Genomic DNA, 21,045 nt, shown 5'->3' with positions numbered 1-21,045 from the left:
CGGCCGGTCAGCGCACGATCATCAGGCCGATGCGCACCTGGGACCTGGCGCGCACGTTGTAGTCCAGCAAGGTCTCGCCGTAGCCGTTGAAGTACTGCACGTGCAGGAAGCCGTTCAGGCGGCCCAGCCCCAGCTTGCGCAGCGGGTAGGCCATGTCCAGTTGCAGCGACCCCTTCTCGTGGCCCTTGCGCACCAGCGCCGACACCATCAGGCCGTCGTCCTTGGCCCAGCGCAACTGGTAGTCGACATGGCCCCGGTAGTTGGCGATGTCCGGATTGCCCTCGCGGGTCATGTAGTACTTGATCTTGGGACCGAAGCTCAGGGTGCTGCCGTCGTCCAGGCGGTAGCGCAGCGTGGGCCGGGCATACAGGGAATTGATGGCGCGCGAGGTATCGCCGTCGCGCCCGTTGGACTCGTGCTCGAAGCCGCCGTCGAAGCCCAGCGACTTGCGGCGGTCCTGCGATTCCCAGACCCGGTCCGACAGCCAGAAGACCGCGGGACGATAGCTGCTGTCGCGGAACGGGGCCGAGTTCTCGCCCAAGTCCCACAGCGAGGTCTGGCTATAGCCCAGGTACAGGTTGTTGAGAAAGCCCGTTTCCTCGCCGTCGCGGGGCTGGAACAGCCGGAACTTCAGACTGACCTGGAAGCGCGCGTTCAGGTCGGGACGGGCGCCGAAGCTGAAATACACGGGTTCGTAGGGCGACAGTGCGCTGCGGAAGCGGCTCAGCACGTCATGCTCGTCGTTGCCCGGGCCGGCGGCCTCCGCCGGCGCCGGTCCCGACAGCGCGGTGCTGCCCAGCCCCGAGCCCGCCGACAAGCCGCTGACCGCGGCCAGCACGCCATTGTCCGGCACCTGCGGCACCGCGGCGGGCGCGCGCGGGTCGACGATGGGGCCGATCGCGCGCGAACCCACGATGACGCCCTTCTCGGCCGGCGTCGCGTCCAGCGCCAGCAGCACCGGCTCGCCTTCGATCGCAATGGCCTGCAGGCCGCGCGCCTGCTCGGGCACCACGGCCGACCAGCTCGCGCGCGAGAACTGGCCCACGGGTATCTGCAGCACGGCGGTGCCTCCGTCGAGCCGCGCGGGCGCGCGCACGACGCTGCCGGCGGCGTCGCGCCATTGCAGCACCAGTTCGCGCGGCGCATCCCAGGTCGCCGTGGCGTTGCCGTCGTTGAAGAACATGGCTTCGATGCGCACGGTCTCGCCGGGCCCGGCCTGGATGCGGTCCAGCCTGAAGGTCACGCCCGCGTCCGCCTGCAGCGGCGCGGCGGCCATCAGGGCGCAAAGGCTCGCGGGCACGAGCGCGCGGCGCACGGCGCCATGCGGCGCATGGGGACGATGGCCAGCCATCCGACCTAGCATGTGGACTCCCGGACAATGCCCGCGATGGGGCAGACGCCGCCATTGTAGGGGCATGCCGGGGATCGCCCCTTACGCGGCGGCCTCGGTGCCTGCCCGCAGTTCGCGCCGCAGGATCTTGCCCACGTTGGACTTGGGCAGCTCCGACCGGAACTCGATGTGGCGCGGCCGCTTGTAGCCGGTCAGGCGGTCGCGGCAGAAGGCCTTCAGGTCCTGCTCGGTCAGCGCCGGGTCGCGCTTGACCACGACCACCTTCACCGCCTCGCCGGAATGCTCGTCGGGCACGCCGATGGCGGCGCACTCCAGCACGCCCGGATGCTGGGACACCACGGCCTCGACCTCGTTGGGATACACGTTGAAGCCCGACACCAGGATCATGTCCTTCTTGCGGTCGACGATGCGGATGTAGCCGCGTTCGTCCATGATGCCGATGTCGCCGGTCTTGAAGAATCCGTCCGCCGTCATGACGCGGGCGGTCTCGTCCGGCATGTTCCAGTAGCCCGGCATGACCTGCGGGCCCCGCAGCGCGATCTCGCCGCGCTCGCCGATGGGCAGCGCGGCGCCGTCGTCGTCCAGGATCTCCGCCTCGGTCGAGGGCAGCGGAATGCCGATGGTGCCGGAGTATTCCTTGATGTTGATGGGCGTGCAGCAGGCCACCGGCGACGTCTCCGACAGGCCGTAGCCCTCGCACAGGGGCGACCGGGTCACCTCGCGCCAGCGGTCGGCCACCGCCTTCTGCACCGCCATGCCGCCGCCCACGCTCACGCGCAGGCCGGAGAAGTCCAGCGACCGGAACTTCTCGTTGTTCAGCAGGGCGTTGAACAGGGTGTTGACGCCGGGGAACAGCGTGAAGCGGTAGCCCGACAGCGTCCTGACCAGGTCGGGGATGTCGCGCGGGTTGGGCACCATCACGTTGAGACCGCCGGCCCGCATGCCGAGCAGGGCGCACACCGTCAGGCCGAAGATGTGATACAGCGGCAGGGCGCAGACGAAGATGTGCTGGGTGCGCGGTCCGCCCTGCGTGGCAGGCTGTTCGTCGGTCAGCAGCCAGGCATCGCACTGCAGCACGTTGGCGACGAGGTTCCGGTGCAGCAGGACGGCCCCCTTGGCCACGCCCGTCGTGCCGCCGGTGTACTGCAGGAAGGCGACGTCGTCGGGCCCGACCTCGGGGCGCGCCAGTTCCCGTGCCGCCCCTTGCGCCAGCGCGCGCCGGAAGCCGACCGCGCCCGGCAGGCTGAACGGCGGGACGAGCTTCTTCACGTAGCGCACCACGGCATTGACCAGGACGCCCTTCATGCCGTCCATCAGGTCGCCCATGGACGCCACCACGATGTGCCGGATGGCCGTGGCCGGCAGTACCTGCTGCAGGGTGTGGGCGAAGTTCTCCAGGATGACGATGGCCTCGGCGCCGCTGTCCTTGAGCTGGTGCTCCAGTTCCGGGGCGGTGTATAGAGGATTGACGTTGACCACCGTATAGCCGGCCCGCAATACCGCCGCGATGGCCACGGGGTACTGCAGGACATTGGGCATCATCAGGGCCACCCGCGCGCCGCGCGGCAGTCCGCGCGATTGCAGCCAGGCCCCCAGCTTGCGCGACATGGCGTCGATGTCGGCGTAGGCAAGCGTCTTGCCCATGCAGACGAAGGCCGGGCGTTCGGCGTACTGCTCGAACGATTCCTCCAGCAACTGGATCAGGGACCGATAGCGCCCCGGGTCGATGTCGGCGGGAATGCCCGGCGGGTAGTACGCCAGCCACGGTCTTTGCATGCACGTCTCCTGGTCTGTCTGGTCTGCGCCGCTCGGTGTCGGTCTATGGGGCCGATGATAGCCCAGCGGCCTGCGCGCGTTCGGTTTCCGCCATCAATCGCCGCCGGCGCTCGGCATACGGCAGCCGCGCCAACTCGCGCGCCTCGTCCAGGAACGGCGCCAGGCTGCCGTCGCGGCAGCTCTCGCAGCGGCGCGCCATGGCCAGCAGCGCGGGCACCCATTGGTGATACGCGCCCATGGCCGCGAATTGCGCGTTGTTCAGCGCCTGCGAGAACCAGGCGTCGTAGCCGGCATAGCCGTGCCACCGCTCGCGTTTCATCCGCTCGTAGCGGGACCGCAGGTCGGCAATGATCTCGGCCTTGCGGGCACGCCGCCGCTCGATCTCGTCCGGCCCCAGGCCCGCCGGGTCGGGCGTGGTGGGCGCCGGACCCTGGCGGGCGCCGGTCTCGCCGTAGGCCTGCGCCAATTGCCGGCGCGTCTCCAGCAGCAGCGCGACGAAATCGCGCCGGCGCGCATCGAAGGCCTCGTAGGCGGGCCGCAGCGACTGGTTCTGCGGTTCCCGCAGCCAGCGCTCGACGCCGATCTGCTCCACCGCGGTGGCCAGCGACTCGTTGAACGCCGTGTCGTTCCTGGCATAGACCGCCTGGTGGGTCAGCTCGTGGAAGACCAGGCGCGCGACCTCGGCCGGCGGCAGGCGGATGAAGGTGTTGACGAAGGGATCCGGATACCAGCCCAGCGTGGAATAGGCCGGCACGCCCCCCACGTGCACGTCCCAGCCCTGGGCCTTCAATTCACCGGCCATCCGCCGCGCATCGGCCTCGCTGTAGTAGCCCCGGTAGTCTATGCATCCCACCACCGGGAAGCAGGACTGCTTGAGCCGCAGGGACAGTTCCGGCGTGGCGAACACGTTCCAGACGACGTAGGGACGCTTCACGTCGGCGTATTCGGTGTAGCTGCGGTTGTCGGGCAGGCCCAGCACCTGGCTGGCATAGTGGCGGGCGTCCTGCGCGTAGCGCAAGCGCTGGCGCAAATCGGGCGACGTGGAAGAATCGGCCAGCACCTGGTCCACCGGCCGCGCCGCCTGCAGCAGCGACGAATGTCCACCTATGGATTGCGCGTAGTAGCGCAGGTCGGCGCATCCCGCCAGCGCCCCGGCCAGGACCAGGGCAACCCAGGCCGCCCGGCCCCTCGTCGTTACACTCGCCATAGACAAGCTCATTGGAGATAATGGCTATGGTAACCGCCGGACTTCGGGCACACGACACCCGGCCGGCGACGCCGGATACGGCGCGGCACATCGGCCCTTTCCGCCTTCGCGACCGCCTGGACCAGGCGCGGCGCGCTCGCACCCGCGGAGGGGCAACATTCAGGAGTTCCCCATGAATCTGCTCGAACCCATCGTCGCCTTCCAGAGCGACCTGAAGACGATCCGACGCGACCTCCACGCCCACCCCGAGCTGTGCTACGAGGAACACCGCACGTCGGACACCATCGCCCGCCTGCTGGAGGGCTGGGGCATCCCGGTCGTGCGCGGCCTGGGAGGCACCGGCCTGGTCGGCGTCCTGGAAGGCACGGACAGGAACGGCCCGGCCATCGGCCTGCGGGCCGACATGGACGCCCTGCCCCTGCAGGAACTCAACACCTTCGAACACGCCAGCGTCAACGCCGGGAAGATGCACGCCTGCGGCCACGACGGCCACTGCGCCATGCTGCTGGGCGCCGCCCGCCACCTGGCGGCGCATCGGGACTTCCCCGGCACCGTCTACCTGATCTTCCAGCCGGCCGAGGAAGGTGGCGGCGGCGGCAAGGCCATGATCGACGACGGGCTGTTCACCCGCTTTCCCATGCAGGCCGTGTTCGGCATGCACAACTGGCCCGGCATCCCGGTCGGCAGCTTCGCCGTCACGCCAGGGCCGATGATGGCCTCCAGCAACGATTTCCGCATCGTGGTCACGGGCAAGGGCACCCATGCCGCCCTGCCCCACCTGGGCGTCGATCCGGTCATGATCGCCGTGCAGCTCGCGCAATCCTTGCAGACCATCCTGACCCGCAACAAGAAGCCGATCGACACCGCGGTGCTCAGCATCACCCAGATCCACGCGGGCACGACCACCAACATCGTCCCGGACGAGGCCGAGATGGTGGGCACGGTGCGCACCTTCACCATCGAGGTCCTGGACCTGATCGAGCAGCGCATGCGCGAGATCGCCCAGGGCATGGAACTGGCCCATGGCGCCCGGATCGAGGTCGATTTCCAGCGCAAGTATCCGCCGCTGATCAACCACCCCGACGAGACCCGCTTCGTGACCGGCGTGCTGCAATCGCTGGTCGGGCCGAGCCAGGTGGACGCCGCCACCGAACCCACGATGGGCGCCGAGGACTTCGCCTTCATGCTGCAGGAGAAGCCCGGCTGCTACGTCTTCATCGGCAATGGCGACGGCGCGCACCGCGAGGCCGGCCACGGGCTGGGGCCGTGCACGCTGCACAACGGCAGCTACGACTTCAACGACGACCTGCTGCCGCTGGGGGCCAGCTTCTGGGTGAAGCTGGTCAGCGACTGGTTCGCTCGGCCTCGATCAGTATGACGCGGTAGTCGTTGACGTTGGTCAGCGTGGGGCCCGTCGTGACCAGGGTATCCAGTTCGCGGAAATAACCCCAGGCGTCGTTGGCGTCCAGCCACGGGCCGGGCGTCACGCCCCGGGCCGCCGCCCGGCGCAGGCGTTCGCTGTCCCACCAGGCGCCGGCGTTGTCCTCGCTGCCGTCGATGCCGTCGGTATCGCAGGCCAGGGCCGAGATCCTGGCTTCGCCGCACAGCTCGGCGGCCAGCGACAGCAGGAACTCGGTGCAGCGCCCGCCGCGGCCTCCGCCGCGCACCGTGACCGTGCATTCTCCCCCGGACACCAGCGCCACCGGCGCATCGAAGGGCTCGCCATGCCGCAGGACCTGGCGCGCCAGCGCGGCATAGACCTTGGCCACCTCGCGGGCTTCGCCCGTGACGGTATCGCCCAGCACCACCGCCTGGATACCCGCGCGCCGCAGGACGCGCGCGCCGGCCTGCAGGCTTTGCTGGGCGGTGGCGATGACGTGGTTCTCTACCCGCTCGAACACCGGGTCGCCGGCCTTGGGGGTTTCGGGGTGGCGTCCCGCGGCCCCGCCCTCGAGCCAGTCGAGCACCGGCGGCGGCGCCTGAACGCCGTGGCGGCGCAGGATGTCGAGCGCGTCGGCGTAGGTGCTGGGATCGGCCACCGTGGGGCCGGAGGCGATGGCGGACGGATCGTCGCCCGCGACGTCGGACACGATCAGGCCCAGGACCCGGGCCCGCGTCGACGCGGCCAGGCGCCCGCCCTGCAATTGCGACAGGTGCTTGCGCACCACGTTCATCGATTCGATGGGGGCGCCGCTGCGCAGCAGCGACTGGGTGACTTCGCGCAGCGCGGCCATGGGCACCGCCGGCACCGGCAGCGACAGCAAACTGGAGCCGCCGCCGGACACGAGCACGATCAGCAGGTCGTCGTCGCCCAGTTCCGAAGCCAGTCGCAGGATGTCGCCAGCGGCCCGTTCGCCGGCCGCGTCGGGCACCGGATGCCCGGCCTCGACGCAGGCGATGCGATCGAGCGGCATGCCGTGCCCGTAGCGGGTCACGACCAAACCTTCCAGGGGGGCGTCGGCGGGCCAGGCATCCTCGACGGCGCGGGCCATGCTGGCGGCGGCCTTGCCCGCGCCGACGACGACCGTGCGGCCCCTGGGGGGGGCCGGAAGGTGGCGGGCGGTGATGTGAAGGGGGTCGGCGGCGGCGACGGCGGCTTGAAACGATTCCAGGAGGAGCTGATGCATACGCGGGGAACGGCTGATGTCTCTTTTCGTGGTGATAGCCATTATGGCGGCCCGCCACGGCTTGGCTAGCTGGATGAAATCCCTATTCCACCCATCGCCCCGGCATGCACCACTCCCCCGCGTAGCACCTTGTTGCAACCGCCCTCAGGCGGTGGGCGCGGCTGGAATCAGCAGGCCCCGCTGTACCGCGGGACGCGCCACGAAGGCGTCCAGCACCCGCTTCACGTTGGGGAAGTCGGCGAACCCGACCAGCTCGCCCGCGCCGTAGAAGCCCACCAGGTTGCGCACCCACGGGAAGGTGGCGATGTCGGCAATGCCGTAGTCGTCGCCCAGGATCCAGGCCTTGCCGTCCAGATGGCGCTCCAGCACCCCCAGCAGGCGGCGCGACTCGGCCACGTAGCGGTCGCGCGGACGCTTGTCCTCGTAGTCCTTGCCGGCGAATTTGTGGAAGAACCCCACCTGGCCGAACATCGGGCCGATGCCGCCCATCTGGAACATCACCCACTGCATGGCCTGGTAGCGGCCGGCGGGATCCTGGGGAATGAACTTGCCCGACTTCTCGGCCAGGTAGACCAGGATGGCGCCGGACTCGAACAGCGGCAGCGGCTTGCCGCCCGGGCCATCGGGATCGAGGATGGCGGGGATCTTGTTGTTGGGGTTGAGCGACAGGAACTCCGGCGACATCTGGTCCTGGCTGTCGAACGCCACCCGGTGCGGCTCGTACGGCAGGCCGGTTTCCTCGAGCATGATCGAGGCCTTCACGCCGTTGGGGGTGGGCAGCGAATAGAGCTGGATGCGGTCCGGATGCTGCGCGGGCCATTTGCGGGTGATCGGGAAAGCGGACAGGTCCGTCATGGGGAATCCTTGCTCGATGAAAGGGTCGATCCGCCGGACTATACCAGCCGCGAATGGCGGCAATACACCGGGCCCGGACGTAGAATATTGATGAAGATCGATCAACCTTGAAGACCATGACGCACAAGGACTATCTCAGCGCCAAGGAAGCCGTGGAGCTGCTGGGCATACGCATGCAGACGCTGTATGCCTACGTCAGCAAGGGCTGGATACGCAGCGTCAAGCAGCCGGACACGCGGCAGCGTCTGTACCTGCACGAGGACGTGCTGCGGGCCAAGGCTCGCTCCAGCGCCCGCTCGGGCCACGGGGCGGTGGCCGCCTCGGCCATGAACTGGGGCGAACCCATCATCCCCACTTCGATCACCGAGATCCGGTCCGACGGCCCGCACTACCGCGGCCATTCGGCGGTGCGGCTGGCCCGCGGGCATGCCAGCTACGAGGCGGTGTGCGAACTGCTGTGGACCGGCGTCTGGCACGATGCCCCGCGCCGCTGGGAAACCGGCATCACGCCCCGGCTCCAGGAAACCTTGCTGGAGTCGCTCGCGCCGCCCAAGTCCAACAGCGGTTTGCTGGAGATCATGGCCATCGTCACGCTGCGCCTGGGCATGTCGCGCGGGTCTGTGGAGGACCGCATGCGCGGCGGCCACATGCACGAAGCGGCCCGCCAACTGATCAAGACCCTGGCCGGCTGCATGGGCCTGGTGTCGCGCCGGCGCCGCTTCCATGCCATCGCTGACGGCGCGTCCATGGCCGAGGGCCTGCTGGCGGCCCTGGACCTGCCCGCCAACCCGGCCAACCTGCAAGCCATGGAAGCCTTCCTGGTGCTGTTCGCCGACCACGAACTGTCCCCCAGCACCTTCGCCGCGCGCGTCGCGGCCTCGGGCGGGTCGACCCTGCACAGTTGCGTCGCCTCGGCCATCTGCAGTTCGGCCGGCGTGCACCTGGGCCGGATGTACGACCGGATCGAGGACTTCCTGCGCAGCGCCGACGACGCCGCCGGCCTCATGCGGCAGGCGCGCGCGCAGCACGAACGCGGTGCCAGCGTGCCGGGCTTCGGCCACCCGCTCTACCCCAAGGGCGACGAGCGCGCCGAACTGCTGATCGAACTGGCGCGCAAGCGGCCGCGCCAGAAGGCGGCGCTCGAACAGATCCATCGCTTCATCGACGACGTGCGCGGCGAGTTCGGCCTGCACCCCCGACATGAACTGGGCGGCATCGTCCTGGCCATGGCCATGGGCGTGCCGCGCCAGTCGGTGGGCACGCTGTTCACGCTGGCGCGCATGGCGGGCTGGGTCGCCCACGTGCAGGAACAGCGCCTGAGCGGCATGCTGCTGCGGCCCCGGGCCAAGTTCGTGGGTGCCGCCGGCGAACCCTGAGCCTTAGTCGCCCGACGGCCAGAACGACTCGATCTCGACCCACAGGGCGTCCGGCGCTTCCTCGGCGATGTAGTGGCCGCAGTCCAGCGCCCGGCCATCGACCTGCGAGGCCTGCCTGCGCCACAGGTCCAGCACGTCGAAATAGCGCCCCACCACCCCTTTTCCGCCCCACAGGACCCGCAGCGGACAATCCACCCGATTGCCCTGGCCGCGGTCGGCGCGGTCGTGTTCCAGGTCGATGGTGGCAGCCGCGCGATAGTCCTCGCAGATCGCGTGCGCCCAGTGCGGATGGCGCGCGCAGCGTTCGTACTCGGCCATCGCGTGGCCGGTGAAGGGAGCCAGGCCCGCATGGCGCCCGCCCATGACCGAACGCAGGTAGAAGGCCGGATCGGAACCGATCAGCTGCTCGGGGAAAGGCGCCGGCTGGATCAGCCAGAACCAGTGGTAGTAGGCCTGCGCGAAACCGCGCGTGGTGCCCTCGTACATGTCCAGCGTGGGCGCGATGTCCAGCAGCATCATGCGCTCGATCCGCTCGGCATGGTCCAGCGCCAGCCGGTGCGCGACGCGCGCCCCGCGATCGTGGGCCAGCACGCCGAAGGTCTCGCAGCCGATGCAGCGCATCACCTCCACCGCGTCCACCGCCATCGTCCGCTTGGAGAAGGCCTCGTGCCCGGCCGGCTCGTCCGCCGGCATGCCGCTGTCGCCGTAGCCGCGCAGGTCGATGGCGACGCAGGTGTAGCGGTTGGTCAGCCGGGCCCACAGCTTGTGCCACATGGCGTGGGACTGGGGATGTCCGTGCATCAGCAGCAGCGCCGGCCCGGTGCCGCCCACGCGCGCGGCGATGTCCACGCCATTGACGTGGAAATGCTGCAGCCGGTCGTTGAAGAGCGAGATTTCGGACATGGCGGCCCCTAGCTTTTCGCGACGAGTTCCGCCACCGCCTTGCCGACATCGGACGTGACCGCCTTGCCGCCCATGTCGGACGTGCGCGGACCGTCGGACAGCACGGTCTCGATGGCCGACAGGATGGCGTCGTGCGCCGCCTTGTGGCCCAGGAACTCCAGCATCAACGCGCCCGACCAGATCTGCGCGATGGGATTGGCCACGCCCTTGCCGGCGATGTCGGGCGCCGAGCCGTGCACCGGCTCGAACAGCGACGGGAAGCGGCGGTCGGGATTCAGGTTGGCCGAGGGCGCGATGCCTATCGTGCCGGTGCAGGCGGGGCCCAGGTCCGACAGGATGTCGCCGAACAGGTTGGAGGCCACCACCACATCGAACCAGTCGGGATGCAGCACGAAATTGGCGGTCAGGATGTCGATGTGGAACTTGTCCACGCGTACGTCGCCATACTTGCCCGCCATCGCCTCCACCCGCTCGTCCCAGTACGGCATGCTGATGGCGATGCCGTTGGACTTGGTGGCCGAGGTCAGGTGCTTGCGCGGCCGCGACGCCGCCAGGTCGAAGGCGAACTTCAGCACCCGGTCGACCCCGGTGCGCGTCATGACCGTTTCCTGCAGCACGACCTCGCGCTCGGTGCCTTCGAACATGCGGCCGCCCACGCTGGAATACTCGCCCTCGGTGTTCTCGCGCACCACGTAGAAATCGATGTCGCCCGGCTTGCGGTTGGCCAGCGGCGACGGCACGCCGGGCATCAGCCGCACGGGACGCAGGTTCACGTACTGGTCGAACTCGCGGCGGAACTTCAGCAGCGAGCCCCACAGCGAGACGTGGTCCGGCACCGTGGCCGGCCAGCCCACCGCGCCGAAGAAGATCGCGTCATGGCCGCCGATCTGCTCCTTCCAGTCGTCGGGCAGCATGGCGCCATGCCGGGCGTAGTACGCGCACGAGGCGAAGTCGAAACGGTCGAACGACAGCCCGATGCCGAAGCGCGACGCCGCCGCCTCCAGCACACGCAAGCCTTCTGGAACGACCTCGGTGCCGATGCCGTCGCCGGGTATTACTGCAATGCGGTGGGCCATGGATGAAACGTCCTCGTCGTGGTGGCGCCGGCACGCAAGCCTGCCGCGGAAACCGGCGCGGGATGGAATGGATCAAGTGTATCTCGCGCTTGCCCTTCATAATTGAACGAGATAAAAACCATTGTTGAACTGAAGTTAACGATGGACACCATCTCCGACCTCGCTTTCTTCTCGCTCCTGATCCGCCACGGCAGCCTGTCGGCCGCCGCCCGCGAACTGGGCCTGTCCACCCCCGCCGTCAGCAAGCGCCTGCAGCGGCTGGAGCAGCGCCTGGGCGTGCGCCTGCTCAACCGCACCACCCGCCGCATCGCGTTGACTCACGAGGGCGAACTCTACCTGCGCGAAGGCAACCGCATCCTGGCCGACGTCGAGGAACTCGAACACACGGTCGGCCGCAGCCGCGACGAACCCCGCGGCCTGCTGCGCATCAACGCCACCCTGGGCTTCGGCCGCCACCACATCGCCCCCGCCCTTTCCGACTTCCTCAAGCGCTTCCCCGCCGTCCAGGCCCAGCTCCACCTGACCGACCGCCCCGCCAGCCTGCTGGACGAATCCTTCGACGTCTGCATCCGCATCGGCGACCTGCCCGACGCCCGCCTGACCGCCCGCAAGATCGCCTCCAACCGCCGCCTGCTGTGTGCCTCGCCCATCTACCTGAAGCGCCACCCGCCACCCGCATCCCCGCGCGACCTGGCCCGCCACCCCTGCATCGTCATCCGCGAAAGCGACACCGCCTACGGCACCTGGCACCTGCGCTCGGGCACCCGCACCGAAACCGTCAAGGTCCGCGGCCCGCTCAGCGCCAACGACGGCGAAAGCGCCCTGTACTGGGCCCTGGAAGGCCACGGCATCATCATGCGTTCGGAGTGGGAGGTCGGCGCCTACCTGCGCTCGGGCAGGCTGGTGGCCGTCCTGGAAGACTGGCACACCCCCTCGGCCGACATCTTCGCGCTGTATCCCGAGCGCCAGAACCTGTCCGCCAAGACCACCGCCTTCGTGGACTTCCTGGCGGAACGCTTCGCGCACCGGCGGCGCGAGCGGGAAGAAGGATTGTCCTGGTAGGCGGAGCAGCCGTACAGGTCGCCCTCCCCTCTTACCAATCAATGCGGCAAGATCTTCGACAGGAAATGGCGCGCCCGCTCGGACCGCTGCGCCGACGGATCGAAGAACGCATCCTTGTCAGTGTCCTCCACGATCCTCCCGCCATCCATGAACACCACCCGATGCGCCACCTTCCTGGCGAACCCCATCTCGTGGGTCACCACCATCATCGTCATGCCCTCTTTGGCCAGATCCACCATCACATCCAGCACCTCGTTCACCATCTCCGGATCCAGCGCCGACGTCGGCTCGTCGAACAGCATCGCGACCGGATCCATCGACAACGCCCGCGCGATCGCCACCCGCTGCTGCTGCCCTCCCGACAACTGCCCCGGAAACTTCTCCTGCTGCGCCTTCAACCCCACCCGGTCCAGCAGCTTGCGCGCCCGTTCCACCGCCTCATCCTTCCCCCGCCCCAACACCTTCACCTGGGCCAGCGTCAGATTGTCCATGACCGACAGATGAGGAAACAGCTCGAAATGCTGGAACACCATCCCCACCTTCGATCGCAGCTTCGGCAGGTCCGTCTTCGCGTCGCCCACCGAAATGCCATCCACCACGATCTCCCCTTCCTGGAACGGCTCCAGCGCATTGACCGTCTTGATCAACGTCGACTTGCCCGACCCCGAGGGCCCGCACACCACCACCACCTCGCCCGTCGCCACCGAAGTCGAGCAATCGGCCAGCACCTGGAAAGACCCGTACCACTTGCTCACATGCTTGATCTCGATCATTCGAGATTCTCCTGAAAGTATTCCGGGCCCCGTCAGCGGACGATCGCCACCCGCTGCTGCAACCGCCGCACCAGCCTCGACGCGGCGAAGCAGATGATGAAATACACCACCGCCGCGAACACATACATCTCCACCAGACGCCCGTCGCGCTGCGCCACCTTCGACGCCGCGCCCAGGAAATCCGTGATCGACAGCACATAGACCAGCGACGTGTCCTGGAACAGCACGATCGTCTGCGTCAACAACACAGGGATCATGTTGCGGAAGGCCTGCGGCAGGATCACGCTGCCCATGGCCTGCCAGTAGTTCAGGCCCAGCGCATAGGCGGCGTAGGTCTGCCCGCGCGAAATCGACTGGATGCCGGCCCGCATGATCTCGCAGAAGAAGGCCGCCTCGAACATCGTGAAGGTGATTACCGAGGACCAGTAGGCGCCGACCTTGATCGGCGTGGACGACCCGATGATCCACGCGCCGATGTAGGGCACGAGGAAATAGAACCAGAAGATCACCAGCAGGAGCGGCAGCGAACGCATCAGGTTCACGTAGGTACCCGCCACGGCCGACAGCCAGCCGAAGCGCGACAGCCGCATCATCGCCAGCAACGTGCCGAAGACGATGCCGCCCGCCGTCGCCATCGCGGTCAGCGTCAGGGTGAAGATCATGCCCTCCTTGAACAGGTAGGGCGCCGTGCGCCAGATGACGTCGAAATCGAAATCGCCGAACATGTCCGCCCCCTTCAGTGCGAGCCGTCGCGCGCGGGCCCGATGAACCCGGGCACGGCCACACGCCGCTCGACCCAGCGCATGAAGGTGACGACCACCAGGCTGACGATCAGGTACAGCACCGTGGCCGCCGCGAAGGCTTCGAACACCTGGAAGCTGAACTCCTGCATCGACCGGGCACGGCCCGTCAACTCCAGCAGGCCGATCGTCATGGCGACCGACGAGTTCTTGATGATGTTCATGAACTCGGACGTGAGCGGCGGCAGGATCACCCGATAGGCGATGGGCAGCAGCACATGGCGATAGACCTGCGTGCCGCGCAGCCCCAGCGCCGTGGCCGCCATGCGCTGCCCGCGCGGCAGCGACTCGATGCCGGCCCGCACCTGCTCGGCCACCCGCGACGAGGTGAAGAACCCCAGGCACAGCACCGCCGGCCAGTACGCGCCCCACGGCGGCGCGATCTGCTTGATGGCGTTGCCCAGCGCCTCGGGCAGCAGTTCAGGCAACACGAAATACCACAGGAAAAGCTGCACCAGCAGCGGGATGTTGCGGAACAGCTCCACATAGGCCCCGGCCAGGCGGACGGCCCACTTGACCTGCGTGGTGCGTACCACGCCGACGATGGAGCCCAGCACGAAGGCGATCACCCATGCCGCCAGCGCCGTGGCCAGCGTCCATTGCAGGCCCGACAGCAGCGTATCCATGTAGGTACCCTGGCCGTCGGGTGACAGTTCCCAGAATATCTTCCAGTTCCAGTTGTAGTTCATCGCGGCTCCGCCGTGCTTACCCGGCCCGGCACAGCGCCGGCCCCATGGAAACAGGGGACCGCTCGGGTCCCCTGGAGTCCTGCTTGATCATCCGAGGCGCATGGCCGGCTGGCTGGCCGGCCGGCTCCGCATCAGCGATAGGCCGCTGGATCGCCCGAATCGGTCGGGTTGGCGATGACCTTCTTGAGCGCGTCGCTCATCGGCACCTTCAGGTTGACGTTGCGCGGCGGGATGGGCGAGTTGAACCACTTCTGGTAGAGCTTCTCGACCTCGCCGGATTTCATCAACGCCACGACCGCGTCGTCCACCACCTTCTTGAACGCGGGGTCGTCCTTGGGCTCGATCATGCCATAGGGCTCGACGGTATAGGCCTTGCTGCTGACCATCCACTGGTCCGGGCTCTTGGAATTGGCCACCAGTCCGTACAGCAGGATGTCGTCCATGAAGAACGCCGCGGCGCGACCGCTGTCGACCATCAGGAAGGCATCGGCATGGTCCTTGGCCGGGATGATCTGCATGCCCAGGCTTTCCTTGCCGTTGGTCTCGGTCAGCCACTTCAGGTTGCTGGTGCCGGCCGTCGACACGACGGTCTTGCCCTTGAAGTCGGAAAGATCGTTCAGTTTCGCGCTTTTCTTGGCGACGAAGCGCGTGGCCGTCACGAACGTGGTCGGCGCGAACGACACCTGCTGCTGGCGCTCGGCGTTGTTGGTGGTGGACCCGCACTCGAGGTCGACCGTGCCGTTGGCGATGAGGGGGATGCGGGTGGCCGAGGTGACCGGGGAAAGCGCGATGTTGAGCTTGGGCAGCTTCAGGTGGCTCTTGACCGCATCGGCGATCTTGTAGCAGATGTCCATCGAGTAGCCGATGGACTTCTGGTTGTCGTCCAGGTAGGAAAAGGGAATGGAGGAATCGCGATAGCCGAGCGTCAGCGTCCCCGAGTCCTTGATCTTCTTGAGCCGGCCAGTCAGGTCTTGCGCCGATACAGACGACGCGGCGACCAGGGTCAGCGCGGCGGAGAGCAGCACGAGCTTCTTCATGGAATCCCCCTTCCGTAACTAATAGCTAATGTCGGCCGAGTGTAGCAACAAATGGGGGCTCCCCCCTACACGCTTCGCGTGCCCCCCCGGGGGCGGCACTGGCGGACCGGCGAAGCCGGACCCGCTGTGCCCTGGATCGGCGGCAACTATCTTGAATCGGAGAAATTCCTTTTGACGCGATGATCGCGGGTATGCGGAAACTAAACCGCCACCTTCTTGAACCGGTAGGGCCGCGTCAACACCTCCGGCTTGAGCACCTGCTCCAGGGTTTCCGCATCCAGCAGCCCGGCTTCCAGCACCAGGTCGGCCACCGGCCGCCCCGTCCGCATGGCATCCCGCGCGATCCGCGTCGCCGCCTCGTAGCCCAGCACCGGGTTCAAGGCCGTTGCCAGCCCCGCCGAGCGCTTGACCGCCTGCGCCAGCCGCTCGCGGTTCGCCGTGATTCCCTTGACGCAGTTGTGCGTCAACGTGGTGCATGCCGCTTCCAGGTGGGAAATGCTCTTGACCAGGCTCCACGCGATGATGGGCTCGAAGGCGTTCAACTGCAGTTGGCCGCTCTCGGACGCCATCGTGATCGTCATGTCGTTGCCGATGACCTCGAACGCCACCTGATTCACGACTTCCGGAATGATGGGATTCACTTTCCCCGGCATGATCGAACTGCCCGCCGCCCGCTCCGGCAGGTTGATCTCGTTCAGCCCCGACTGCGGGCCCGACGACAACAGGCGCAGGTCGTTGCAGGTCTTGGACAGCTTGCAGGCCACCCGCTTCAGCACGCCCGACAACTGCACGAACGCGCCCGTGTCCTGCGTCGCCTCGATCATGTTCGCCGCACGCACCAGCGGCAGTCCCGTGATCTCGGCCAGGTACTGCACCGCCAGCGGACTGTAGTCCGGATCGGTATTGATGCCCGTACCGATCGCGGTCGCGCCCAGGTTCACTTCCACCATCAGCGTGCGGGCCTCGCCCAGCCGCGCCTCGTCCTCGCCCAGCATGACGGCATAGGTCAGGAACTCCTGCCCCAGCGTCATCGGCACGGCGTCCTGCAACTGCGTGCGGCCCATCTTCAGCACGTCGTCGAACTCCAGCGCCTTCGCCTCGAAGGCGCCGCGCAGCTCCGCCATCGCCACCAGCAGGCGCTGCAACGAGAAACACATGGCGATGCGCAGCGCGGTGGGATAGACGTCGTTCGTGCTTTGCGAGGCGTTCACGTCCTGGATCGGATGCAGGGCGTCGTAATGGCCCTTCTTCTCGCCCAGCAGTTCCAGCGCGCGGTTGGCGATCACCTCGTTGGCGTTCATGTTGGTCGAGGTGCCCGCCCCGCCCTGGATCACATCGACGATGAACTGGTCATGCAGCGCGCCCTCGATGATCTCCTGGCAGGCCTGGACGATCACCCCGGCCCGTTCGGCGGGCAGCACGCCCAGGTCCTGGTTGGCGCGGGCCGCCGCCAGCTTCACGCAGGCCAGCGCCCGCACCAGGTCGGCCTGGCCGCCTATGGTCGCGCCGGAAATCGGAAAATTCTCGCGGGCGCGCAGGGAATGGATGCCCCAGTAGGCATTGGCGGGAATCTCGCGCTCGCCAAGCAGGTCGTGTTCGATGCGGAAGAGGCCGGAAGCGGCATTGCTGCTCATGTTCGATGTCCATCGGAAAGGCCGCCGCACCATGCGGCGCCCGATGGAAAACACTATAGGCAGGCGCTCCGCGATAGCGCCAATGCCGTGTTCGCATTGGCCAATGTTTTTTTTGCATTGCCAGGAAAATGCCCGGGCGCGGAAAGCCTAGCGCGTTCCCGACAGGTAGCCCCACAGGGCGTCGACCAGCGGCTTGGCGGGGGCGCTGGCCGGCGCGCGCTCGCGGTAGAGCCGGATCTCCATGGTCTCGGTATAGGCCTCGCCCGCGCAGGCCAGGCGGCCCGAGGCGACCTCGCGGGTGACCGCGCTCTCGGGCAGGAAGGCCACGCCGTGGCCTTCGAGCGCCATGGCCTTCAGGCCCTCGGCCATGTCGGTTTCATAGCGCTCGTCCAGCGGCGGCCGGGGCTGGGCGCGCGCCAGGATCAGGTCGACGATGCGGCCCAGGTAGGCGTTGGGCGCGTAGGCCAGGTAGGGCACCGGGCCGCCCTCGCCCAGCACGTACTCCGGCATGCCGTCGGGCTTGCCGCGCGCATAGGGGTAGACCGCCTCGCTGCCCAGTACCAGCATGTCGTAGTGGCGCGGATCGAGCTGGACCGGCAGGCGGGGATGGTAATAGACCATGACCAGGTCGCTGCCGCCCTGGACCAGGCTGATGGCGGCGTCGTGCACGTTCAGCGCCATCAGGCGGGCCGTGAAGTCCGGCAGGCCGGCTTCGGCCCGGATGCGGCTCAGCCAGCGCGGAAAGAAGGTCAGCGACAGGGTATGGGGCACGGCGAAATCGATCACCGCCTGCGAGGCGGGACGCATGCCGCGCAGCATGGCCCGGGTCTCGTCCAGCTTGGCCAGCATGGCGATGGCCTCGGCGCGGAAGGTCTCGCCGGCGGGCGTCAGGCGGGTGGGATAGACGGCGCGGTCGACCAGATCGGTGCCGACCCAGGCCTCCAGGGCCTGGATGCGGCGCGAGAAGGCAGGCTGCGTGATGTGTCGCAGCTCGGCCGCCCGCGAAAACGAACGGGTTTCGGCCAGCGCGATGAAATCTTCGAGCCACTTGGCTTCCATGCTTGCAACCGTGGAGGAACCGGCGGAAATTGTACCGTGGGCCGGTGCCCCGCCCCGGCCGGGCATACACTTCCCGCATGGCCCCCGTGCCACCGAGTGATCTTTCCCTGGAGCCCTGCGTGACCGATTCGCTACCTTATCCTCCCCCCGCCCCCGATTCGCTGCCCGCCGGCCAGATGCCGGTGCTGCGCGTCATTCCCATGCCAGCCGACGCCAACCCGTCGGGCGACGTGTTCGGCGGCTGGATCATGGCCCAGGTCGACCTGGCCGGCTCGGTGCCCGCCCAGAGCCGCGCCAACGGCCGCGTCGCCACCGTGGCCGTGACCTCGTTCGTATTCAAGGAACCGGTGTTCGTGGGCGACCTGCTCAGCTTCTACGCCCACATCGTCAAGACGGGCCGCACTTCGATCACGGTCGCGGTCGAGGTCTACGCCGAGCGTATCCGGCTCAACTCCGAAGTCGTCAAGGTTACCGAGGCCACCCTGGTCTACGTGGCAACCGACCATCAGCGGCGCCCCCGCACCCTGCCGGACCTGCGCACCGGCTGAGCCCGTCTGGACACCCATGGCGATTAGTGGCACATTGACCACAAGGACGTCACCGCCCCAGCCCCGCCGGCACAGACCGGCCGGCCAGCCAACACGGCAGGCACGCAGGCCCTGCCCCCAAGGCCAAGGAGACTCACCATGGACATATCCGGTTCGCGCCTGATTCCAGCGTCCCAGGAACACACCTGGAACAAGCTCGTCGCTCCCGAGACCCTCAAGGTCTGTATCAGCGGATGCGAAAAAGTCGAGCGCCTCTCCGAGAACGAATACCGGATCAACCTGCGGGCCGAGGTCGGTCCCCTGTCGGCCCGCTTCCACGGGCGGCTGCAGCTGACCGATATCCAGGCCCCGAACTCCTACCACCTCACCTTCGAGGGCGAAGGCGGCATGGCCGGATCGGCCAAGGGCCACGCCGACATCCGGCTGACGCCCGAAGGCGACGGCACCCGCGTCTCGTATACCGCCCATGCCGACCTGGAAGGCAAGCTCAGCCAGCTGCGCACCGACCAGGCCGAGAAGATCGCGCGCAAGATGATGGACAATTTCTTCGCGCTGTTCTCGGTCTGCGCTTGCCGGGCGCTGGAGCGCCCCGCGCCCCGGCCGCCGCGCATGGCCAGGCCGGTGGCCGCGGGCGGCGGCGCGCATGCCCTGCACCTGCCCACGCAATGGGTCAACCGGCTGTCGTGGCTGGTGGCGGCGGGGGTCATCGCCGGGCTGGTCGTCTACCACACCTTCCTGCACTGAACGCGGGAACGCCGCGCGCCGCAACGCTCAGCGGCGCACGTTCTTCATCTTGATGCGCTGGGACAGGACCATCATCACGGCGCAGAACACGATGGCCATCACCATGCCGGCCTCGATGCCGGTATTGACCGACGTGCGGGCGATGATCAGCCCCACCAGCGCGGTGCCCACCGCGCTGCCCAGGGTGCGCATGGTCTGGATCAGCGCCGAGGCCACGCCCACGTCGCGGCGCTCGGCGATCATCTGCATGAACAGCGTCAGGTTGGGAATGATGAAACCCATGCCCACGCCGGCGAGGCCGAACGAGACGACGGCGAAGGCCATGGACGACCCGCGCTCCAGGAACATCACCCCCAGGCAGCCCACGGCCAGCAACAGCGCGCCGAACACCATCAGCCGCTGAGGCTGGCTCTGGCGCGGAAACAGGCGGCCGTTGATGACGCTGCCTATCGGTATGCAGGCCACCAGCGGCGCCAGGATCATGCCCGCCTGGGTCGGGCTCAGTCCCACCTCCACCTGCAACAGCAACGGGCCGTAGTAGATCAGGATGAACATCACCGCCCCGGTCATCACGCCGACGACGTTCAACAGGCGCGATTCCCTGCGCTCGAGCACGCGCAGAGGAAACATGGGCTGCTCCAGCCGGCGCTCGTACCGCACCAGAAGGAAAACCGACACGACGGCCACCGCCAGGAACGCCAGGCCCAGCACCGGACGCGGATCGGTGGAGAAGCCCAGTTCGAGCGCCGCCATGGGCGTGCCCACGGCCAGCGCCAGCAGCCCCCCGCCCAGCCAGTCGATGCGGGGCGGCGTGTCGTGCCTGGGCTTGAGCGGCGGGAAATACCGCCACAGCATCACGAAGGCGACCACACCCATCACCGGACTGACGAAGAAGGCCGCCCGCCAGCCGAAGGCCTCGGTGATCGCCCCGCCCAGCAGCGGCCCGATGCCGCTGGCCACCGCGAACGAGGTCGAGATCAGGGCCTGCCAGCGTACTCGCCGCATGGCGTCGGGGAACAGGTCGGCGGGCGCCGCGAAGGCGGTGGCGATCATCATGCCGCCGCCCACGCCCTGCAGGGTGCGGGCGGCGATCAGCTGCGGCATGGACTGGCTGATGCCGCACAGCACCGAGCCCAGCGACACCAGGCCCAGCGAGACGAGAATGAAATATTTGCGGCCGAACAGGTCGCCCAGGCGGCCGAAGATGGGAATGACGATGGCCGAGGCCAGCAGATACCCCGTGCCGACCCAGGCATACAGGGGCATGCCGCCCAGTTCGGCCACCACGCGCGGCAGCGTGGTGCCGACGATGGTCGAATCCAGCGCCACCAGCATCACGACCGCGCAGATTCCGATCAGCGCCAGGATCAGCTGACGCTGGTCTTCTACCGGTGAAGCAAGGTCGGAAGGCGGGTGGGGGCTGGCGTGCCCGGGCGGCGATGGCGGGTGCGGCGGGTTCTCGGACATTTGCACGTAATCATATACCGCGCCATATACCGCGCCCCGGGGTATACCCCCAAGCCCGATC

At 68.0% G+C, this 21,045-nt stretch carries 19 protein-coding genes; 5 read left to right on the top strand and 14 right to left on the bottom strand.

Annotated features, from left to right (window positions below):
- Positions 1-7: 7 nt before the first annotated feature.
- The 3 genes from WKR98_RS09575 to WKR98_RS09565 form a co-directional block, all read right to left on the bottom strand.
- The gene (locus WKR98_RS09575) at positions 8-1,363 is read right to left on the bottom strand and encodes a phospholipase A (RefSeq protein WP_238160286.1); all 1,356 of its coding nucleotides are present in this window, start codon (positions 1,361-1,363) and stop codon (positions 8-10) included.
- Positions 1,364-1,432: 69 nt separating this feature from the next.
- A complete protein-coding gene (locus WKR98_RS09570; protein WP_341432739.1) occupies positions 1,433-3,127 on the bottom strand; it encodes a long-chain-fatty-acid--CoA ligase in 1,695 nt (564 codons plus the stop codon).
- Between the two features lie 43 nt (positions 3,128-3,170).
- Positions 3,171-4,334 carry an aminopeptidase gene (locus WKR98_RS09565; RefSeq protein WP_341432738.1) on the bottom strand — a complete coding sequence of 388 codons (1,164 nt, stop codon included), beginning with the start codon at positions 4,332-4,334 and terminating at the stop codon, positions 3,171-3,173.
- A 172-nt stretch (positions 4,335-4,506) separates the two neighbouring features.
- Here WKR98_RS09565 and WKR98_RS09560 point away from each other — a divergent pair, with 172 nt between their 5' ends.
- On the top strand, positions 4,507-5,712 hold the full coding sequence (locus WKR98_RS09560; protein ID WP_341432737.1) for a M20 aminoacylase family protein: 1,206 nt from the start codon (positions 4,507-4,509) through the stop codon (positions 5,710-5,712).
- Here the strand turns inward: WKR98_RS09560 and WKR98_RS09555 are convergent.
- The gene (locus WKR98_RS09555; protein ID WP_124687884.1) at positions 5,678-6,961 is read right to left on the bottom strand and encodes a glycerate kinase type-2 family protein; all 1,284 of its coding nucleotides are present in this window, start codon (positions 6,959-6,961) and stop codon (positions 5,678-5,680) included. The genes WKR98_RS09560 and WKR98_RS09555 overlap by 35 nt on opposite strands.
- A gap of 144 nt (positions 6,962-7,105) precedes the next feature.
- Complete coding sequence (locus WKR98_RS09550; protein ID WP_341432736.1) at positions 7,106-7,816, bottom strand: glutathione binding-like protein; 711 nt, start codon at positions 7,814-7,816, stop codon at positions 7,106-7,108.
- Between the two features lie 116 nt (positions 7,817-7,932).
- Between WKR98_RS09550 and WKR98_RS09545 the strand changes: the two genes are divergently transcribed.
- Positions 7,933-9,192, top strand: coding sequence for a citrate synthase family protein (locus WKR98_RS09545; RefSeq protein ID WP_341433842.1), 1,260 nt, complete (start codon positions 7,933-7,935; stop codon positions 9,190-9,192).
- Between the two features lie 3 nt (positions 9,193-9,195).
- On the opposite strand, the gene WKR98_RS09540 is transcribed toward WKR98_RS09545, so the two are convergent.
- Positions 9,196-10,095 (bottom strand): alpha/beta fold hydrolase, encoded by a 900-nt coding sequence (locus WKR98_RS09540; protein WP_341432735.1) that lies wholly within the window; start codon positions 10,093-10,095, stop codon positions 9,196-9,198.
- 8 nt (positions 10,096-10,103) lie between these two features.
- Positions 10,104-11,171: a tartrate dehydrogenase gene (locus tag WKR98_RS09535; RefSeq protein ID WP_341432734.1), complete on the bottom strand. Its 1,068-nt coding sequence runs from the start codon at positions 11,169-11,171 to the stop codon at positions 10,104-10,106.
- A gap of 141 nt (positions 11,172-11,312) precedes the next feature.
- On the opposite strand from WKR98_RS09535, the gene WKR98_RS09530 reads away from it, so the two are divergent.
- Positions 11,313-12,233 (top strand): LysR family transcriptional regulator, encoded by a 921-nt coding sequence (locus WKR98_RS09530; protein WP_124687880.1) that lies wholly within the window; start codon positions 11,313-11,315, stop codon positions 12,231-12,233.
- Positions 12,234-12,271: 38 nt separating this feature from the next.
- Here the strand turns inward: WKR98_RS09530 and WKR98_RS09525 are convergent, their stop codons facing one another.
- The 6 genes from WKR98_RS09525 to WKR98_RS09500 all read right to left on the bottom strand — a co-directional run bounded on the left by WKR98_RS09525 (position 12,272) and on the right by WKR98_RS09500 (position 18,225).
- The gene (locus tag WKR98_RS09525; RefSeq protein WP_341432733.1) at positions 12,272-13,006 is read right to left on the bottom strand and encodes an amino acid ABC transporter ATP-binding protein; all 735 of its coding nucleotides are present in this window, start codon (positions 13,004-13,006) and stop codon (positions 12,272-12,274) included.
- Positions 13,007-13,038: 32 nt separating this feature from the next.
- Complete coding sequence (locus WKR98_RS09520; protein ID WP_341432732.1) at positions 13,039-13,731, bottom strand: amino acid ABC transporter permease; 693 nt, start codon at positions 13,729-13,731, stop codon at positions 13,039-13,041.
- A gap of 11 nt (positions 13,732-13,742) precedes the next feature.
- On the bottom strand, positions 13,743-14,495 hold the full coding sequence (locus WKR98_RS09515) for an amino acid ABC transporter permease (RefSeq protein ID WP_124687877.1): 753 nt from the start codon (positions 14,493-14,495) through the stop codon (positions 13,743-13,745).
- Between the two features lie 131 nt (positions 14,496-14,626).
- Positions 14,627-15,532, bottom strand: coding sequence for an amino acid ABC transporter substrate-binding protein (locus WKR98_RS09510; RefSeq protein ID WP_341432731.1), 906 nt, complete (start codon positions 15,530-15,532; stop codon positions 14,627-14,629).
- Positions 15,533-15,732: 200 nt separating this feature from the next.
- Positions 15,733-17,166, bottom strand: a complete 1,434-nt coding sequence (gene aspA, locus WKR98_RS09505) for an aspartate ammonia-lyase (protein WP_124687875.1) — start codon at positions 17,164-17,166, stop codon at positions 15,733-15,735.
- A gap of 147 nt (positions 17,167-17,313) precedes the next feature.
- Entirely contained in the window at positions 17,314-18,225 is a 912-nt protein-coding gene (locus WKR98_RS09500) for a LysR family transcriptional regulator (RefSeq protein WP_124687874.1), read from the bottom strand.
- 176 nt (positions 18,226-18,401) lie between these two features.
- Here WKR98_RS09500 and WKR98_RS09495 point away from each other — a divergent pair, with 176 nt between their 5' ends.
- Both WKR98_RS09495 and WKR98_RS09490 read left to right on the top strand, forming a co-directional pair.
- Entirely contained in the window at positions 18,402-18,773 is a 372-nt protein-coding gene (locus WKR98_RS09495; RefSeq protein ID WP_124692212.1) for an acyl-CoA thioesterase, read from the top strand.
- Positions 18,774-18,911: 138 nt separating this feature from the next.
- The gene (locus WKR98_RS09490; protein ID WP_341432730.1) at positions 18,912-19,517 is read left to right on the top strand and encodes a CoxG family protein; all 606 of its coding nucleotides are present in this window, start codon (positions 18,912-18,914) and stop codon (positions 19,515-19,517) included.
- Positions 19,518-19,544: 27 nt separating this feature from the next.
- Here the strand turns inward: WKR98_RS09490 and WKR98_RS09485 are convergent, their stop codons facing one another.
- The gene (locus WKR98_RS09485) at positions 19,545-20,984 is read right to left on the bottom strand and encodes an MFS transporter (protein ID WP_341432729.1); all 1,440 of its coding nucleotides are present in this window, start codon (positions 20,982-20,984) and stop codon (positions 19,545-19,547) included.
- Positions 20,985-21,045 lie beyond the last annotated feature (61 nt).

The sequence above is a fragment of the Pigmentiphaga sp. YJ18 genome (assembly GCF_038066655.1).
Classification (GTDB): domain Bacteria; phylum Pseudomonadota; class Gammaproteobacteria; order Burkholderiales; family Burkholderiaceae_B; genus Pigmentiphaga.
Note: the sequence above shows the minus strand (reverse complement) of the source record. Positions and strands in the feature narration are given on the sequence as shown.

Excerpts from the sequence above, each read along its gene's own strand:
- WKR98_RS09530 (WP_124687880.1), top strand. The coding sequence starts at position 11,313 with ATGGACACCATCTCCGACCTCGCTTTCTTCTCGCTCCTGATCCGCCAC.
- WKR98_RS09485 (WP_341432729.1), bottom strand. The coding sequence starts at position 20,984 with ATGTCCGAGAACCCGCCGCACCCGCCATCGCCGCCCGGGCACGCCAGC.
- WKR98_RS09560 (WP_341432737.1), top strand. The coding sequence starts at position 4,507 with ATGAATCTGCTCGAACCCATCGTCGCCTTCCAGAGCGACCTGAAGACG.
- WKR98_RS09575 (WP_238160286.1), bottom strand. The coding sequence starts at position 1,363 with ATGCTAGGTCGGATGGCTGGCCATCGTCCCCATGCGCCGCATGGCGCC.
- WKR98_RS09500 (WP_124687874.1), bottom strand. The coding sequence starts at position 18,225 with ATGGAAGCCAAGTGGCTCGAAGATTTCATCGCGCTGGCCGAAACCCGT.
- WKR98_RS09570 (WP_341432739.1), bottom strand. The coding sequence starts at position 3,127 with ATGCAAAGACCGTGGCTGGCGTACTACCCGCCGGGCATTCCCGCCGAC.
- WKR98_RS09550 (WP_341432736.1), bottom strand. The coding sequence starts at position 7,816 with ATGACGGACCTGTCCGCTTTCCCGATCACCCGCAAATGGCCCGCGCAG.
- WKR98_RS09510 (WP_341432731.1), bottom strand. The coding sequence starts at position 15,532 with ATGAAGAAGCTCGTGCTGCTCTCCGCCGCGCTGACCCTGGTCGCCGCG.
- aspA (WP_124687875.1), bottom strand. The coding sequence starts at position 17,166 with ATGAGCAGCAATGCCGCTTCCGGCCTCTTCCGCATCGAACACGACCTG.
- WKR98_RS09515 (WP_124687877.1), bottom strand. The coding sequence starts at position 14,495 with ATGAACTACAACTGGAACTGGAAGATATTCTGGGAACTGTCACCCGAC.
- WKR98_RS09490 (WP_341432730.1), top strand. The coding sequence starts at position 18,912 with ATGGACATATCCGGTTCGCGCCTGATTCCAGCGTCCCAGGAACACACC.
- WKR98_RS09540 (WP_341432735.1), bottom strand. The coding sequence starts at position 10,095 with ATGTCCGAAATCTCGCTCTTCAACGACCGGCTGCAGCATTTCCACGTC.
- WKR98_RS09565 (WP_341432738.1), bottom strand. The coding sequence starts at position 4,334 with ATGGCGAGTGTAACGACGAGGGGCCGGGCGGCCTGGGTTGCCCTGGTC.
- WKR98_RS09535 (WP_341432734.1), bottom strand. The coding sequence starts at position 11,171 with ATGGCCCACCGCATTGCAGTAATACCCGGCGACGGCATCGGCACCGAG.
- WKR98_RS09545 (WP_341433842.1), top strand. The coding sequence starts at position 7,933 with ATGACGCACAAGGACTATCTCAGCGCCAAGGAAGCCGTGGAGCTGCTG.
- WKR98_RS09555 (WP_124687884.1), bottom strand. The coding sequence starts at position 6,961 with ATGCATCAGCTCCTCCTGGAATCGTTTCAAGCCGCCGTCGCCGCCGCC.
- WKR98_RS09520 (WP_341432732.1), bottom strand. The coding sequence starts at position 13,731 with ATGTTCGGCGATTTCGATTTCGACGTCATCTGGCGCACGGCGCCCTAC.
- WKR98_RS09525 (WP_341432733.1), bottom strand. The coding sequence starts at position 13,006 with ATGATCGAGATCAAGCATGTGAGCAAGTGGTACGGGTCTTTCCAGGTG.
- WKR98_RS09495 (WP_124692212.1), top strand. The coding sequence starts at position 18,402 with ATGCCGGTGCTGCGCGTCATTCCCATGCCAGCCGACGCCAACCCGTCG.